Raw genomic sequence first — 15,871 nt, 5'->3', positions numbered from 1 at the left:
ACCGGCCGGCGGTCTGGCCGACTCATCTGGGCGCCGTGCAACCATCTCGGCGGTGGCACGTTGTAACGATTCCCGATCCAACGAAGGATGTCAGTCGTGGGCAGTGGCAACATCGGTGTTGGCAATCAATCCGCGGCCGGCAAATCCGGCCGGCAGCAACAGATGACGGCCGCGATGCCGCAACAAGGCGCTTATGTGATGGGCGACAATGAGTGCGCGCAGCAGAAGCTTGTCCATCTCGTCGGCTGCCGCGACCCGAAGGTCAAGCCAGACCTCAGCATCAACGCGAAGCAGTTCGGGCAAATCAAGCGCTGAAGCGCGATGAAGATCGCGCTTTAGCTACTTGTTTGCGCATGATCTTTCGGAAAACCGCTTCGCACTTTTCCAGATTATGGTGGCTTGTCCGCCGCGTCAGCCACCCGGGCCAAGCCCATGCTCCCGTTACTGAATGAACTCGCCGCACTTCTGCACGGCGGTAGCGTCGGCCGCGCCCCACGGCATGATCGGCACCGACGACGTCGAGTTCTTCGGCGACCCCTCGATCAGCTTGTCGGAATACACCATGTAAACCAGCACGTTGCGCTTGGCGTCGCAGCCGCGCACGATCTGCATCTTCTTGAAGAACAGCGACCGCCGCTTGCTGAACATGTCGTCGCCCTGGCCGAGCTTGCCCTTGAAGCGGATCGGCCCGATCTGCCGGCAAGCCAGCGAGATATCGGAGACTTCCTCGGCAAGACCGAGCCAGCCCTTGAAGCCACCCTTCTCCGGCACCGTGAAGTGACAGGCGACGCCCTCGACCTCGGGGTCGTCGACGCCATAGGTCGCGAGCTTGTCGTTGGGGCTCACCCATTTGAACACTGTCGAGCGGCGAAAGATCAGGTCCGGCTCGTCGGCCGCGGCCGCGGGAACTGCCTGCACCAAAGCCAGCAACATCAGCCGCGCCGCGTAGCCCCATCGAGACAACAATCGCACGTCACACAAGCTCACATTTCTCGATGTCATTGAGGTCTCCGCGGGGTGGATCCCGCCTATGTAGTGCGCAAACGCCGCACAGGAAGGCGCTGAAAGTTCGGTGATCAAACCGGGCGCTTTAACCTCCTGTGAGGCTTTTTTGCTACTCTTTCGTCGAAAAATCGCCCCTCACGGAAGGGTTAGATCGCTTGCGCTGGTGAACGCGTTCGGCGTCTGCGACAACCAACAGATAGTTTGGACTGGGATTCGGAATATGCGCGCAAGCGGACGTCGGATTTCGATTTTTGATTCTGCGAATGGGCGGTTCTGGCAGTTTGCAATTCTGACGGTGGCCGGCACCGTGGCCGCCTCCTCGCAGGCCGACGCAGCCCTGTTCTACTGGAACCGTGACTCCGGCTATTACGGCGATGTCGAGCCGATGCCGCCGCAGCAGCCCCGGCCGAAGCCGAAGCGCAGCACGGCCAAGAAGAATCCGGCGATCGAGAAGGAGGCCGGCCGCAAGCCGCAGGGTCCCCTGATCATCTCGGTCTCGATCGACCAGCAGCGCGTCAGCATCTACGACGCCAACGGCCTCTACGCCGAGAGCCCGGTATCGACGGGCATGAAGGGGCATTCGACCCCGATGGGTGTCTTCAGCGTCATCCAGAAGCAGAAATACCACCAGTCCAACATCTACAGCGGCGCGCCGATGCCGTACATGCAGCGCATCACCTGGTCGGGCATCGCCATGCACGCCGGTGTGCTGCCCGGCTATGCCGCCTCGCATGGCTGCATCCGCATGCCGATGTCGTTTGCGGTCAAGATGTACAACTGGACGCGGATGGGCGCCCGCGTGTTCGTCACGCCGGGCACGATCTCGCCGGAGAGTTTCTCGCATCCGCTGCTGGCGACGCAGAAGGTCATCCCGCAGCAGCCGGTTGCCGATGAAGTCCTGAAGATGGATGCGCCGCTCGGCGTGAAGAGCGACAAGGGTGCGGACAAGCAATCCAGTCTCGATTTGCGCAGCAGCGTCGGCCATGCGGCGGCGCCCGCGTCGCTGCGCGACAACACCCACACCGCCGACGCCAGCAGCGCAATGCCGGCGGCGAGCGCGTCGGCGACGATGTCTGATGCGTCCTCCTCGACCGCGCGCGACGCCATTGCGGAGAAGATCGCGGCTGACAAGTCCGAGACGACGGCGACCGAGACTGCCGCGGCCGACAAGCCGGCCGAGACCAACTCCGCCGCTGGAGACAGCAGCGTCGCCACCGACGACAAGACGGTCGGCGAAACCACCGGCAGCACCGACACGCCGAAGTCCGGGGTGTCCGCAAGCGACCCGGTGAAGGCCGAAGCCAAAGTCGACGAGCCGAAACCAGACGCCGCCAAGCCTGGCGTTGCCGAGGCACCCAAGGCCGACGCATCGAAGACTGACGCGGCCAAGGACGCCGCCAATGCGGCGAATGCGGTCAAGACGGCGGACAAACCCGCCGAGGCCGCAACCGCCGCTGATATCCCCGATGCCAAGCAGGACGCGGCCAAGGATTCGGCACGGCTGCCAGGCGTCGCCAAGATCGACGCGCCGAAGCGCGCCGGACAGATCGCGGTGTTCATCAGCCGCAAGGATTCCAAGCTCTATGTGCGGCAGAACTTTGCGCCGCTGTTCGAGGCGCCGGTGACGATCGCGGCGAGCGACCGGCCGCTCGGCACGCATGTTTTCACCGCGGAAGCCGACAAGACCGATGCGAACCTGCTGCGCTGGTCGGTGGTGACGCTGCCGACCCGCAACGCCGCCCGCATCGACGTCGAGGAGCGCGCCGCGCATCGTCGCAAGCTGGCGACCGCAGCGCCGGCCGAGGTCAAGCCGCAGCCGACGACCAACACCCCGGCCGAGGCGCTCGACCGCATCACGATCCCGGCCGATGCGATGTCGCGGATCAACGAAGCGCTCGGCACCGGCGGATCGATCATCGTCTCCGACCTCGGCGTGAACCAGGGCGAGACCGGCGAAGGCACCGACTTCATCCTGCCACTGCGCTGATTGCGACATATAACGCCTTCTTGAAGGCCTGCGCCTGCCTAGTGGATTATGATGCCAGTGACATCTGTTTCGGGGACATCGTCATGATCGTCCGCAGGACACTGATCGTGGCGGCGTTGGCCGCGGCTGCAGGATCCCGTGCGCTGCATGCGGAGCAGCCGGCGATGAGCCGGATCACGGCCTACGCCTTCTCCTTTCCGGCACTCTCCGGCGGCGACATTCGCCTTGCCGACTATGCCGGCCATCCGCTGATGATCGTGAACACGGCCTCGCTCTGTGGCTTCACGCCGCAATATGCCGGCCTGCAGCAATTGTGGAACGAATTCCGCGATCGCGGCTTCGTCATCATCGGCGTACCCTCCAATGATTTCGGCGGCCAGGAACCCGGCGGCCCGACCGAGATCGCCGAGACCGCGCAGCATCAATACGGCGTCACCTTCCCGATCGCGGCGAAAGCCGTGGTCAAGGGCGCAAACGCGCATCCGTTTTACCGCTGGGCGGCGGAAGCACGGCCCAAGGACGTGCCGCGCTGGAATTTCCACAAATACCTGATCGGCCGCGACGGCTATATCGCCGACGTCTTCCCTGAGTCGGTCACGCCGGACGATACGCGGATCAAGACCGCGATCGCACGGGCACTGGCGGCGGCCTGAAAGGCGGCGGTAATCCCCGGAATTAACTGGGATTTCGGTCTGAGCCTGCCACGTTCATTGCCTTGGCGTCGGCACTGTGACTAGGGTACGATCGGTTTGGGGGTGAAGCGGCCTTGGTTGCGGCAGTGCCGGCACCGGGAGCGCGATCAGCAGGGAACACGCCATGCGCATTGCGGCAGGTCTGATTTTCGCAGGGACCGTATCGTTGCTTGCGTCGAGCGCAGCTTGGTCGCAGACGCCGCCCGCCAAGGGCGCCGCCGCGGCACCGGCGGCCGCAGCTCCAGCGCCTGCCGCAGCTGCACCGGCGCCCGCCGCAGCGGCCGCTCAAGTGCCGCCGAAGCAAGCGCCGCAGCCGGCACGCGCCGCCTGCAACAATCCGAATGCGCTCGGCGTCGCCCGCACCGTCGAGATCGACACCACCGGCGGTCCAGGCTTCGGCTTCGAGCATTTCAAGCAGCTCGACTTCCTGCGCGACCATGAGGTGGTGCTGACCTTCGACGACGGTCCGTGGCCAGCCAACACGCCGGCGGTGCTGAAGGCGCTCGCGGATGAATGCACCACGGGCATCTTCTTCCCGATCGGCAAGCACGCCACCTATCACCCGGAGATCCTGCGCCAGGTCTATGCCGCCGGCCACACTGTCGGCTCGCACACTTGGTCGCACGAGAATCTGAACAACAAGAAGCTGACCGAGGATCAGAAGAAGGACGAGATCGAGCGCGGCCTGGCCGCGGTCAAGTGGGCGCTCGAGACGTCGCCCTCACCGTTCTTCCGCTTCCCGGCGCTGCAGCATCCGCCGGAGATGGTCACCTATCTTGGCAACCGCAACATCGCGATCTTCTCCTGCGATCTCGACTCCTTCGACTTCAAGTCGAAGAACTCGCAACAGGTGATCGACACCGTGATGAAGAAGCTCGCCAAGCTCGGCAAGGGCATCATCCTGATGCACGACTTCCAGAAGCACACCGCGGAAGCCCTGCCGACGCTGCTGACGCAGCTCAAGGCCGGCGGCTACAAGGTGGTGGCGATGCGCGCCAAATTCCCGGCGACCGTGCTGCCGCAATACGAGCAGGAGCTCGCCAAGGACGTCAAGCTGCCGACCGTGAGCTCACGGCCGGTGAACAGCGTCGTCACCACCGTCGATCAGTAGCCGCGCCGACGATCGCTTCTGTGTCAGCGTTGCGTATTGAGGGCTTTGTCATCGTCTCGGCCGACGGCCGGCTGGCGAACGCGCACAATGTGATGCCTGACGATCTCAAGATCGAGGGCGACAAGCGGTTCTTCACCGCAGCCCTCGACCGGTCCGATCTCGTCGTGCATGGCCGCCACTCCCAGGAAGAGCAGCCGAACGCACCGAAACGGCGCCGCCTGATCGTGACCGGCAAGGTCGCAGCGATCGCACCCGACCCGGACAATCCAAAGGCGCTGTTGTGGAATCCCGCCGGCTGCCCGTTCGAGACCGCGAGCCGCGAGGCCGGCGTGACCTCGGGGATGGTCGCGGTCATCGGCGGCCCCAGCGTGTTCGGCATGTTCATGGACCGCTACGACACATTCTGGCTCTCGGTCGCGCCCAGGGTGCACATCCCCGACGGCGAGCCGTGCTTTCCCGGCGTCCCTGCCCGCACCCCGCAGCAGGTGCTCGCGGCGCACGGCCTGCACGCCGGCGCGCCGCAGCTGATCGACGCCGCCCAGGATGTCAGCGTGACGCCGTGGAGGCGGGTGGGTTGACAGCACCGCGATGGTCACCTTGCGATCGGACATCGCTCGCGCCAAGCGATTTGGTTGATGCAGGTCATTGGGTTGAAACTGGTACCGCCGCCGGCCAGCGAAAAACCGGCTCGCGTAATGTGCCAAGAGCCAGCAATCGGCCCCGACGGCGGTCCAAACCCGCAGCTGGTTCCGCTTCTCAACAAAACCACCACGCAGCCCTGCGTCGATGTCCGACGCGCGCCGAGCTATAACCGGCATGAGACGAACCTCGTCAATACAGGCTGATGCTCGCGAAACGCCGCATCAATAGACTGAGACAAAAGCGCAAGCCGCGGTATCGCTTCGAACGGCCGGCGATCCCTGCCGCGCGGCCGTCGTATTGGGGCAACGGATTGCGCCAACGGCCCGGCGGCGACTTTCCGTTCCGGTAGAGGCGACCTATACCGTGATCTTCCGAGACGATTCATCAACGGATTGACACGATATGCCGGTGTCCCGTGGGTGAGCCGGCCGGACGAGAAGATCGGATCCCCGCGAAGATTGAACGCCTGCTACAATGACCGACGACCCCGCGACAACCGGCCAGGAGGAAACCGCCGGAACAATCGGCGATGCTGCCTCCGTGTCGTCCCTACTGCCGACCTTCGGCTTTGCCGCCGCACGGATGGGGACGGATGAAAACATCGCAGCCTGGCGGGAGGCCGTCGCGACGCTGTTCGACGTCGACGAGTTGGGGCGCGGCGAGCCAGCGCCGTTCAGCGCGGATCTTTGTTCCTATGCCATGGGACCCTTGCTGATCGGGCTCAGCCGCGCCGGCGGCCAGCGCTTCGTGCGCACCACCGAGACCGTTGCGCGGTCGGGCGTCGATCACATCATCCTGCAGCTCTATCTGAAGGGTGGCTTCGATGGCGTCGCGGGTGAAATGCCGGTCCGCGTGCGCGCCGGGGACATATGCGTGTTCGACCTGGCGCAGACGCTTGAGACCAGAGCGACCGCTTTTGAGAACGTGACCCTTGTCGTGCCGCGACCGATGTTCGCGGCCCACATCGTGCACGTCGATGCCCTGCACGGCCTCGTGCTGCCGGCGAGCGGCATGGTCGGACGCCTTCTGGCCGGGCATCTCAAGGCCCTGTTCGAGTTCGCGCCGCGCATGACATTCCAGGAGTGCCCGTCGGTCGTCGAAGGGACGATCTCGCTGCTGGCCGCTTGCCTCAGGGGCGAGTTGGAGCGCGGCGCTTCCGACCGTGGCGTCACCGCGAACGCATCGCTGATGCGGATCAGGCAACATATCGAGGCGCAGCTCGGCGACGAACATCTCTCGGCCGCGTCGCTTGCGGTCCATTTCGGCTTGTCTCGGGCCTCGCTTTACCGGCTCTTCGCGCCGGTCGGAGGCATCGCCGAGTACATCCGCAGCCGCCGTCTGCATCGGGCTTTCTTCGAGCTCGCTGGCTCGAACGCGCGCCGCCTGAGGATCGGCGAACTTGCAAGGCGCTGGCACCTCGGCACCGACGCCCATTTCACCCGTTCGTTCAAGGCCGCCTACGGCATCACGCCCCGCGCGGCGCGCGAGGCCGCGTTGCTGGGCACACGTACCGACCGATCGGCGACCGATGCCGACCTCGCGACGATCTCAAGGTGGATGCGGGAAATCGCCCCGCCCCGCATCGCAGACTGATCGCCGGCCGCACTCCCGGCTCGCTTGACCGAGGCTTCGGCGCCCTACACGTCCCCATACGCCGGGTCGTCGCGGCGGGGGCCGCGGCCGTAACCCGCGATGATGAACAGCGCGCCGATCAGCGACAGGTTCTTCAGCGCGTCGATCAAGGTCCTGGCGTTGTCGGGCGCCGGCTGATTCCAGAAATCATGGAAATAGAAGGTCGTGAAACACACGAAGATGATCAGCAGGATCGCGAAGAACCTTGCCAGCACGTTCACCGCGATCATCAGCCCCGCGATGATCTCGAACCCGCCGACCGTGATCGCCAGCAGCTGCATGAACGGCATGCCGACGAAGGTTTCGATCTGCTGCGCATAGGGCGCGACGATGGCCGGGATCGTCACCTTGGCCGTGAGCAGATCCGCCGTCGCCTGGATCCCGAACAGCTTGCTCGCCCCCGAATAGAGGAAAAGCACGGCGAACAGAATGCGCCCGAAGGTGATGAACGCTGGCATGGTCGGCCTCACTGGATGGCAGAAATCGGACGAAGCAGGCGGAGCGAGTATGGCCGCCCCGCCTGCTTCGATCAAATCGAATCCGCCTGACGTCTCTTGCTCAGCCGAACAGCGTCGGCTGCGCGCGGCCGGCGCGCTCCTGGGCCTCGACCGCCGCAACCGCGGTCATGTTAAGGATGCCGCGCGCCGTCACGCCGGGGGTGAGGATGTGCGCCGGACGCGCCGGACCAATCAGGATCGGCCCCACCGGTAACGCGTTGGCCAGCGACTTGATCATCTGGTAGGCGATGTTGGCGGCGTCGAGGTTCGGCATGATCAGGATATTGGCCTCGCCTTCCAGCCGCGACTGCGGCAGGACGAGCTTGCGCGCAACCGCCGACAGCGCGGTGTCACCCTGCATTTCACCGTCGGCCTCGATTTCCGGATGCTTGTCCTTCAAGAGCTGGGTGGCCCGCCGCATCTTGCGCGAGGAGTCCGTATCATAGCTGCCGAAGTCGGAATGTGACACGAAGGCGACCTTCGGCTTGAATGCGAAGCGCTGGACATGGATCGCCGCGAGCGACGCGACTTCCGCCAGTTCCTCCGCGCTCGGGTTCGGCCGCACCTGGGTGTCGGCGAGGAAGTGGGCGCCGGTGGAGGTGATCATCAGCGCCAGCGCGGCATAGTCGCTGACCCCCGGCAGGAAGCCGATGATCTCGCGGACATGGCGCAGATGGCTCATGTAGCGGCCCTCGACGCCGCACAGCATCGCGTCGGCCTCGCCGCGCGACACCGCCAGCGCCGCGATCACGGTATTGTTGGTGCGGACCACCGTCCGCGCGGCCTCCGGCGTCACGCCGCGACGGCCGGCGACGTCGATATAGGACTGCACGTAGGAACGGTAGCGCGGGTCGTCCTCGGGATTGACCAGGTCGAAATCGCGGCCGGCCTTGATCGAAAGGCCGAAGCGCTTGATTCTGGTCTCGACCACGGACGGACGGCCGACCAGGATCGGCCGCGCCAGCTTTTCCTCGAGCACCACCTGGGTCGCGCGCAGCACACGCTCGTCCTCGCCCTCGGCGTAGATCACGCGCACCGGCTGGGTCTTCGCCTTGGCAAACACCGGCTTCATGGTGAGGCCGGAGCGGAACGCGAAGCGTTCGAGGTTTGCAGCGTATTCGTCGAAATTGGTGATCGGACGGGTTGCGACGCCGGACTCGATTGCGGCCTTGGCGACGGCCGGTGCGATGCGCAGGATCAGGCGCGGATCGAACGGGCTCGGGATCAGCGAGCCCGGGCCGAACCCCTGCGTCTCGCCGGTGTCGAAACCATGGGCCACCGCATCCGACGGCGGATCGCGCGCGAGCTGCGCGATCGCATCGACTGCGGCATGCTTCATCGCCTCGTTGATCGCGGTGGCGCCGACGTCGAGCGCGCCGCGGAAGATGAAGGGGAAGCACAGCACGTTGTTGACCTGGTTCGGATAGTCCGACCGGCCGGTGCAGATCATCGCGTCGGGACGCGCCGCGCGCGCCTCTTCAGGCATGATCTCCGGCACCGGATTGGCAAGCGCCATCACCAGCGGCTTGTCGGCCATCTGCTCGACCATCTCAGGCTTCAGCACGCCGGGCGCCGACAGCCCGATGAAGATGTCCGCGCCCGGAACGACGTCGGCGAGCACGCGCGCGTCGGTCTTCTGGGTGTAGACCGCCTTCCAGCGGTCCATCGTGGTGTTGCGGCCCTCATAGACCACACCGTCGATGTCGCAGACGAAGATGTTCTTGCGCTGCGCCCCCATCGAGACCAGGAGATTGAGCGTCGCGATCGCGGCGGCGCCCGCGCCCGAGCAGACGATCTTCACGTCGGACAGTTGCTTGCCGTTCAAGAGCAGCCCGTTGACGATCGCGGCCGCGACGATGATGGCGGTGCCATGCTGATCGTCGTGGAACACCGGGATCTTCATGCGCTCCTTGAGCTGCGTCTCGATCTCGAAGCACTCCGGCCCGCGGATGTCCTCCAGATTGATGCCGCCGAAGGTCGGCTCCAGCGCCGCGACGGTCTCCACCACGCGCTCGATCGTATTGGCGTTGATCTCGATGTCGAACACGTCGATGCCGGCGAATTTCTTGAACAGCACCGCCTTGCCTTCCATGACGGGCTTGGAGGCCAGCGGGCCGATATTGCCGAGCCCGAGCACCGCGGTGCCGTTCGAGACCACGGCCACCAGATTCGCGCGGGCGGTCAGCGTCGCCGCCTCGGCCGGGTTGTTGGCGATCTCGGTGCAGGCGGCGGCCACGCCCGGCGAATAGGCCAGCGCCAGGTCGCGCTGGTTGGCGAGCGGCTTTATCGCCTGGATCTCGAGCTTGCCCGGGCGCGGCAGCCGGTGATAGGCGAGCGCGGCGTTATGGAGTTCTTCAGACGATGACGACATGCGTGCTTCCCGCGTTTCCGGCCCAAATTTCTTGTTTCTGTGCTAACCCAGGCAAAAGTCAGTTGTCCGGCAAATCGAGCCGGATGTGAAGCATGTCCCGCCGCTTGGATGCAACATCGGATACTATCCCCGTCAACAGGCCCTGGCGGGCCGATTCATCGATGCTGCACCTTCCGACCGCCGATTGGCAATTTTTTTCCTTGATGATCCGGAGTTGACCGAATGAAGAAAATTCTGCTCGGCTTGGTCGCCGTCGCAGTCGTCGCGGCCGGCGGCTACTTCGGTTTCGACTTCTATGCCCAGCGCCGGGTCACGCGTGACGTCGAGGCCGCCTTCGAGCAGATCCGTGCCGCCGGCGCCAAGGCGAGCCACGGCAAGATCGCGTTCGACACCAAGAGCCGCACCCTGACGATTTCGGACGTTGCCGCCGAGTCGGGGACGCAGTCCCCGATCAACGTCAAGATTGCCAGCCTCACGATGACGGGCCTCGGTCAAACGGACGGGGTACGGGTCTCCGCCGATAGTGTCGAGTTCGGCGATGTCGAGATCGGTGTGACGAGGCCCAGCCAAACGATCGCCTCCGTAAACTACAAGGTGCCGCAGATCACGGTGAAAGGCTACTCCGGGCCAGCCGGTTTGACGCAGCTTCCGGCCTCGTCTGAGCTATTCGAGCTATACCGGTTCGCATTCGAGCGGTTCGCCAATATCAACGCGTCATCAGTGACCGCGCCCAAGCTGACCGCGACGATCACTCCCAGCGCAGCCACAAAGGGCGGCCCTGATGCAGGCGGCGTCTATTCAGGCATGGCCATTGCAAACATCAAGGACGGAAAGATCGCGTCCAGCAAGATTGACAGGATTTTGCTCACGATCAACCAGCAGGCGGCCGGCACGCCGATCACGATAACCGGTGACCTCGCCAATATCGTCGCTACCGATATCGACGTCGGCGCTATCGCGGCGATACTCGATCCGGCCAAAGCCAATAACGACCGGGAGTACCAGGTTCAGGGACACGTTTCGGCCGGTCCCTATGTCATCACCTCCACGCGCGGCGTTAACATGCAGATCGACGGCATCACTGTCGACGACGTCAGGATCAACCCGTCAAAGATGCAATTGCCGGCGCTGCTCGCGATGATCCCGCCGTCGGGCAGCCCATCGCCATCTCCAGCCCAGGCGCGCGAACTGTTGGAGAAGGTCGCCGGCCTCTATGCGGGTGCCAGCATCGGAAATGCCAAGATGCACGGGCTCTCGATTGCGACTCCGAAAGGCCCACTCAAGCTTGCCTCGATGCGGTTCAACTTCGAACACGGCAAGATCGGCGAGCTTGCGGTCGAGGGACTTGATGGCAATGCCCCGAACGGTCCCTTCAAGGTCGGACGTTTCGCGCTGAAATCGCTCGATGTCGCCAGCTTCATCCGGCTCTCGGCGCAGTTCGCCGCGCAGAAGCCGTCGCCCGAACAGGCGCTCACGCTGTTTCCCCTGATCGAGGGTGCCGAGATCAAGGGTGTCACCTCGCCCTACAAGGCCACCGGCAAGCCGGTCAACATCGACGTCCTCAGCCTCGACTGGGGCCAGTTCGTCGGAACGATCCCGAGCAAGCTGCGGCTCGTCGCAAAGATGGCGGCGCCGCTGGATGCGGCCGATCCGCGGCAACAGGCACTCATCGCCGCCGGGATCGACCGGATGGCCGTCGACGCCGATCTCGGCGCCGCCTGGACCGAGGCGTCACGCTCGTTCGCGCTCGAGCCGGTCAAGCTCGACATGGCGGGCCTGTTGAATGCGTCGGCGAAGGTCTCGCTCGCCAACGTGCCGCGCGAAGCGTTCTCGACCAGCGCCGCGGAGGCGATGGGCGCGGCCGCGCAGATCGAAGCCGGCACGATTGAACTTGCCGTCCACGACCTCGGCGTCATCGATCTCGCCATCGCCCAATACGCGCGCACCCAGAATGTCAGCCGCGACGAGGCGCGCAACGCCGTCCTCGGCAGCATCAAGGCGCAGGGCGAAGCGTTGAGCGGAGGCAGTGCCGATGTCACGGCTCTCGTCACCGCCATCAGCCAGTTCATCGAGACGCCGGGACAGACGCTGGTCATCAAGCTGACCCCGCGCGCGAAAGCGCCGGCGCTTCAGCTGATGCAGTTGCTCAAGACCGACCCACAGTCGGCGCTGGCGCAATTCAAGATCGAGGCCTCGACGGGGCTGTAAGCTTCCATCCGGGCGACGCGCTCGAAGTCGCCCGCTGCGGGTGCGCGCAGCCAAATATCGAAAACAACCCCATGCAAAGCAGCCGGCCGCTGCCGGCGCTCGGCGAGGCAACTTGACACGTCGGGCAAATCAGGGATATATTTCTAATATTCCGAAGTCGCGCAAATGCCGCCCCGCCCGTAAGTGACCGCTTGCGGGGCGAGGTGGCGACCCGCCTAGCTCTTCGCCGGCGGGTTGGTCTTGATGTGCAGCTCCTTGAGCTGCTTCGGGGTTGCTTCAGCCGGCGCGCTCATCAGCAAGTCCACGTACTGCTGATTCATCGGGAACAGCGAGACCTCGCGCAGATTGTTGGTGCCGCACAACAGCATCACGATGCGCTCGAGACCGGCCGCCATGCCGCCATGCGGCGGCGCGCCGTACTGGAACGCACGGTACATGCCGCCGAACCGCTCGACGACTTCCTGCTCGCCATAGCCTGCGATCTCGAACGCCTTCACCATCGCTTCCGGCTTGTGGTTACGGATGCCGCCGGACGCCATCTCGTAGCCGTTGCAGGCGATGTCGTATTGGAACGCCTTGATGGTCAGCGGATCCTGCGACTGCAGCGCCTCAAGGCCACCCTGCGGCATCGAGAACGGGTTGTGCGAGAAGTCGACCTTCTTGTTCTCCTCGTCATACTCGTACATCGGGAAGTCGACGATCCAGGCGAACTCGAAGCGGTCCTTGTCGATCTGGTTCAGCTCTTCACCAAGCTTGGTGCGCGCGAGACCTGCGAACTTCCAGAACTTCTCGGGATCGCCGGCGACGAAGAAGGCAGCATCGCCCTCCTTCAGGCCGAGCTGGTCGCGGATCGCAGCGGTCCGCTCCGGGCCGATGTTGTTCGCAAGCGGACCGGCGCCCTCGCCGCTTTCTCGCCACATGATGTAGCCGAGGCCCGGCTGTCCCTCGCCCTGGGCCCACGAGTTCATGCGATCGCAGAACGCGCGTGAGCCGCCACCGGTGCCGGGGATCGCCCAGACCTGGTTCTTCGGGTCTTCCAGCATCCGCGCGAACACCTTGAAGCCGGAGCTGCGGAAATGCTCTGAGACCTCCTGCATCACGATCTTGTTGCGCAGATCGGGCTTGTCGGAGCCGTATTTGCGCACCGCTTCCGCAAACGGAATCCGCGGCCAGTTCTTCGTGACCGGCTTGCCCTTGGCAAATTCCTCGAACACGCCTGTTATCACCGGCTCCATCGCCGCGAACACGTCGTCCTGGGTGACGAAGCTCATCTCGACGTCGAGCTGGTAGAACTCCGGCAGACGGTCGGCGCGCGGGTCCTCGTCGCGGAAGCACGGCGCGATCTGGAAGTAGCGGTCGAAGCCCGACATCATCAGCAGCTGCTTGTACTGCTGGGGCGCCTGCGGCAGCGCGTAGAACTTGCCGGGATGGATCCGCGAGGGCACCACGAAATCGCGCGCACCCTCCGGCGAGGATGCCGTCAGGATCGGGGTCTGGAATTCGAAGAACCCCTGCTCCTTCATCCGCTTGCGGAGGGAATCGACCACCGCGCCGCGGGTCATGATGTTCTGGTGCAGCTTCTCGCGTCGCAGGTCGAGGAAACGGTACTTCAGCCTGATGTCTTCAGGATATTCCTGCTCGCCGAACACCGGCAGCGGCAACTCGGCCGCCGGGCCAAGCACCTCGATCTCCTTGATGTAGACCTCGATCAGGCCGGTCGGCAGTTCGGGATTGTCGGTGCCGGCGGGACGGCGGCGCACCTTGCCGTCGATCCGCACCACCCATTCCGAGCGGAACTTCTCGACCTCGGCGAACGCCGGCGAGTCCGGGTCGGCCACGCACTGGGTGATGCCGTAATGGTCGCGCAGATCGACGAACAGCACGCCGCCATGGTCTCGGACACGGTGGACCCAGCCTGACAGCCTGGCCGTCTGGTCGATATCGCTCTCTCGGAGCGCGCCGCATGTGTGTGACCGGTAGCGATGCATATTCGTTCCAAAACTGATGTCGGAGGGTCGAATCGCGACAGGGCCAAAATGCCCTGTCCGAAGTTGCGGAGGGTTTACCCGACGAGGCCGGGTGCGGCAACCAAGGGAACGGCCGGTTTTGCCCCGAAACCGCAGATTTTACGCCGATCCGGCGCCAAGTGGGCGCCGATCGTTTGCCTATTCGGCCCGCAGGCCTATCTTCCCGATATGACCATCCATTTCCCGTTCCAGAACACCTATTCGGCGCTGCCGGCGAACTTTTTCGCCCGCGTCGCGCCGACCCCGGTGGCGTCCCCCCGGCTGATCAGGCTGAACCGGCCGCTCGCGGTCCAGCTCGGGCTGGATCCGGACCTGCTCTCGACACCGGAGGGCGCCGAAATCCTCGCCGGCAAGCGGCTGCCTGACGGCGCCGACCCGATCGCCATGGCCTATGCCGGCCACCAGTTCGGGCACTTTGTGCCCCAGCTCGGCGACGGCCGCGCCATCCTGCTCGGCGAGGTCATCGACAGAAACGGCGTCCGCCGCGACATCCAGCTCAAGGGCAGTGGCCCGACCCCGTTCTCCCGCCGCGGCGACGGCCGCGCCGCGCTCGGCCCCGTGCTGCGCGAATACATCGTCAGCGAGGCGATGTTCGCGCTCGGCATCCCGACCACCCGTTCGCTCGCCGCCGTCGTCACCGGCGAGCCCGTGATGCGCGAGACGGCGCTGCCGGGTGCCGTGCTGACTCGCGTCGCCTCGAGCCACATCCGGGTCGGCACCTTCCAGTTCTTCGCCGCCCGCGGCGACACCGACGGCGTGTGCGCGCTGGCCGACCATGTCATCGCCAGGCACTATCCCGAGCTGAAGGATGCCGCCCAGCCCTATCATGCGCTGCTCGCCGGTGTCGTGGCGCGGCAGGCAAATCTCGTCGCGCGCTGGCTGCTGGTCGGCTTCATCCACGGCGTGATGAACACTGACAACTCTTCGATCTCGGGCGAGACCATCGACTACGGCCCCTGCGCCTTCCTCGACGCCTACAACCCGGCGCAGGTGTTCTCCTCGATCGACGAGATGGGCCGCTACGCCTATGCCAATCAGCCGCGCATCGCGTTGTGGAATCTGACCCGGCTCGCCGAGTGCCTGCTGCCGCTGTTCGACAGCGAGCAGGAGAAGGCCATCGAGCAGGCGCAAGTGATCCTCGGCGAATTCCCGGAAAAATTCACCGCGGCCTATCAGGTCGGGCTGCGCGCCAAGGTCGGCCTGTTCACCGCGCGAGACGGTGACGAAGCCCTGATCCAGGACCTGCTCGACGCGATGGCCAGGAACGGGGCCGACTTCACGCTGACCTTCCGCCATCTCGGCGAGGCAGCGAGCGGCGACGCCGCCGACATCCGCGCGCAGTTCACCGATCCCGCGGCCTTCGACGAATGGGCCGTCCGCTGGCGCACGCGCCTCGCGCTGGAACAGCAGATGCCGGCCGAGCGCAAGGCCGCGATGGGGGCCGTCAGCCCGGCCTTCATCCCGCGCAACCACCGGATCGAGGCGGTGATTGCCGCCGCCGTCAACAGCGACGACTACGCACCGTTCGAGGAGCTGCTGACGGTGCTGGCAAAGCCGTTCGAGGATCAGCCGCAATATGCGGCTTATGCCGATCCGCCGCTGCCCGAGCAGATGGTGACGCAGACGTTCTGCGGGACGTAAACCACCTTCGTCATTGCGAGGAGCGAAGCGACCAAGCAATCCACTCATCCGCGCATGC

The 15,871-nt window shown here is 65.0% G+C and carries 12 protein-coding genes; 8 read left to right on the top strand and 4 right to left on the bottom strand.

Annotated features, from left to right (window positions below; genetic code table 11):
* Positions 1 to 87: 87 nt before the first annotated feature.
* Positions 88 to 315 carry a hypothetical protein gene (locus HAP47_RS18360; protein WP_173643232.1) on the top strand — a complete coding sequence of 76 codons (228 nt, stop codon included), beginning with the start codon at positions 88 to 90 and terminating at the stop codon, positions 313 to 315.
* Between the two features lie 126 nt (positions 316 to 441).
* Here the strand turns inward: HAP47_RS18360 and HAP47_RS18355 are convergent, their stop codons facing one another.
* The gene (locus tag HAP47_RS18355) at positions 442 to 1,002 is read right to left on the bottom strand and encodes a CreA family protein (RefSeq protein WP_173643231.1); all 561 of its coding nucleotides are present in this window, start codon (positions 1,000 to 1,002) and stop codon (positions 442 to 444) included.
* A gap of 223 nt (positions 1,003 to 1,225) precedes the next feature.
* On the opposite strand from HAP47_RS18355, the gene HAP47_RS18350 reads away from it, so the two are divergent.
* From HAP47_RS18350 to HAP47_RS18330, 5 genes are all read left to right on the top strand, one after another.
* A complete protein-coding gene (locus HAP47_RS18350; RefSeq protein ID WP_173643644.1) occupies positions 1,226 to 2,992 on the top strand; it encodes a L,D-transpeptidase in 1,767 nt (588 codons plus the stop codon).
* 83 nt (positions 2,993 to 3,075) lie between these two features.
* Positions 3,076 to 3,645 carry a glutathione peroxidase gene (locus HAP47_RS18345; protein WP_173643230.1) on the top strand — a complete coding sequence of 190 codons (570 nt, stop codon included), beginning with the start codon at positions 3,076 to 3,078 and terminating at the stop codon, positions 3,643 to 3,645.
* Between the two features lie 163 nt (positions 3,646 to 3,808).
* Positions 3,809 to 4,795 (top strand): polysaccharide deacetylase family protein, encoded by a 987-nt coding sequence (locus tag HAP47_RS18340; protein ID WP_173643229.1) that lies wholly within the window; start codon positions 3,809 to 3,811, stop codon positions 4,793 to 4,795.
* A gap of 20 nt (positions 4,796 to 4,815) precedes the next feature.
* Entirely contained in the window at positions 4,816 to 5,373 is a 558-nt protein-coding gene (locus HAP47_RS18335; protein WP_231168924.1) for a dihydrofolate reductase, read from the top strand.
* 538 nt (positions 5,374 to 5,911) lie between these two features.
* Positions 5,912 to 7,030 (top strand): helix-turn-helix domain-containing protein, encoded by a 1,119-nt coding sequence (locus HAP47_RS18330; protein ID WP_173643228.1) that lies wholly within the window; start codon positions 5,912 to 5,914, stop codon positions 7,028 to 7,030.
* 44 nt (positions 7,031 to 7,074) lie between these two features.
* Here HAP47_RS18330 and HAP47_RS18325 read toward each other — a convergent pair whose 3' ends face one another.
* A complete protein-coding gene (locus HAP47_RS18325) occupies positions 7,075 to 7,527 on the bottom strand; it encodes a DoxX family protein (RefSeq protein ID WP_173643227.1) in 453 nt (150 codons plus the stop codon).
* 100 nt (positions 7,528 to 7,627) lie between these two features.
* A complete protein-coding gene (locus HAP47_RS18320; RefSeq protein WP_173643226.1) occupies positions 7,628 to 9,937 on the bottom strand; it encodes an NADP-dependent malic enzyme in 2,310 nt (769 codons plus the stop codon).
* Positions 9,938 to 10,159: 222 nt separating this feature from the next.
* On the opposite strand from HAP47_RS18320, the gene HAP47_RS18315 reads away from it, so the two are divergent.
* Positions 10,160 to 12,145 carry a hypothetical protein gene (locus tag HAP47_RS18315; RefSeq protein ID WP_173643225.1) on the top strand — a complete coding sequence of 662 codons (1,986 nt, stop codon included), beginning with the start codon at positions 10,160 to 10,162 and terminating at the stop codon, positions 12,143 to 12,145.
* A 215-nt stretch (positions 12,146 to 12,360) separates the two neighbouring features.
* Here HAP47_RS18315 and aspS read toward each other — a convergent pair whose 3' ends face one another.
* Positions 12,361 to 14,133 carry an aspartate--tRNA ligase gene (gene aspS, locus HAP47_RS18310; RefSeq protein ID WP_173643224.1) on the bottom strand — a complete coding sequence of 591 codons (1,773 nt, stop codon included), beginning with the start codon at positions 14,131 to 14,133 and terminating at the stop codon, positions 12,361 to 12,363.
* 207 nt (positions 14,134 to 14,340) lie between these two features.
* Between aspS and HAP47_RS18305 the strand changes: the two genes are divergently transcribed.
* Positions 14,341 to 15,813, top strand: a complete 1,473-nt coding sequence (locus HAP47_RS18305; RefSeq protein WP_173643223.1) for a protein adenylyltransferase SelO — start codon at positions 14,341 to 14,343, stop codon at positions 15,811 to 15,813.
* The last annotated feature ends 58 nt before the right edge of the window (positions 15,814 to 15,871 follow it).

It is taken from the genome of Bradyrhizobium sp. 41S5 (genome assembly GCF_011516665.3).
GTDB lineage: Bacteria > Pseudomonadota > Alphaproteobacteria > Rhizobiales > Xanthobacteraceae > Bradyrhizobium > Bradyrhizobium quebecense.
Note: the sequence above shows the minus strand (reverse complement) of the source record. Positions and strands in the feature narration are given on the sequence as shown.

Bases quoted from the DNA above. Each gene is read 5' to 3' on its own strand.
- HAP47_RS18355 (WP_173643231.1), bottom strand. From the start codon at position 1,002: ATGACATCGAGAAATGTGAGCTTGTGTGACGTGCGATTGTTGTCTCGA.
- HAP47_RS18330 (WP_173643228.1), top strand. From the start codon at position 5,912: ATGACCGACGACCCCGCGACAACCGGCCAGGAGGAAACCGCCGGAACA.
- HAP47_RS18325 (WP_173643227.1), bottom strand. From the start codon at position 7,527: ATGCCAGCGTTCATCACCTTCGGGCGCATTCTGTTCGCCGTGCTTTTC.
- HAP47_RS18305 (WP_173643223.1), top strand. From the start codon at position 14,341: ATGACCATCCATTTCCCGTTCCAGAACACCTATTCGGCGCTGCCGGCG.
- HAP47_RS18350 (WP_173643644.1), top strand. From the start codon at position 1,226: ATGCGCGCAAGCGGACGTCGGATTTCGATTTTTGATTCTGCGAATGGG.
- HAP47_RS18315 (WP_173643225.1), top strand. From the start codon at position 10,160: ATGAAGAAAATTCTGCTCGGCTTGGTCGCCGTCGCAGTCGTCGCGGCC.
- HAP47_RS18345 (WP_173643230.1), top strand. From the start codon at position 3,076: ATGATCGTCCGCAGGACACTGATCGTGGCGGCGTTGGCCGCGGCTGCA.
- aspS (WP_173643224.1), bottom strand. From the start codon at position 14,133: ATGCATCGCTACCGGTCACACACATGCGGCGCGCTCCGAGAGAGCGAT.
- HAP47_RS18360 (WP_173643232.1), top strand. From the start codon at position 88: ATGTCAGTCGTGGGCAGTGGCAACATCGGTGTTGGCAATCAATCCGCG.
- HAP47_RS18340 (WP_173643229.1), top strand. From the start codon at position 3,809: ATGCGCATTGCGGCAGGTCTGATTTTCGCAGGGACCGTATCGTTGCTT.
- HAP47_RS18320 (WP_173643226.1), bottom strand. From the start codon at position 9,937: ATGTCGTCATCGTCTGAAGAACTCCATAACGCCGCGCTCGCCTATCAC.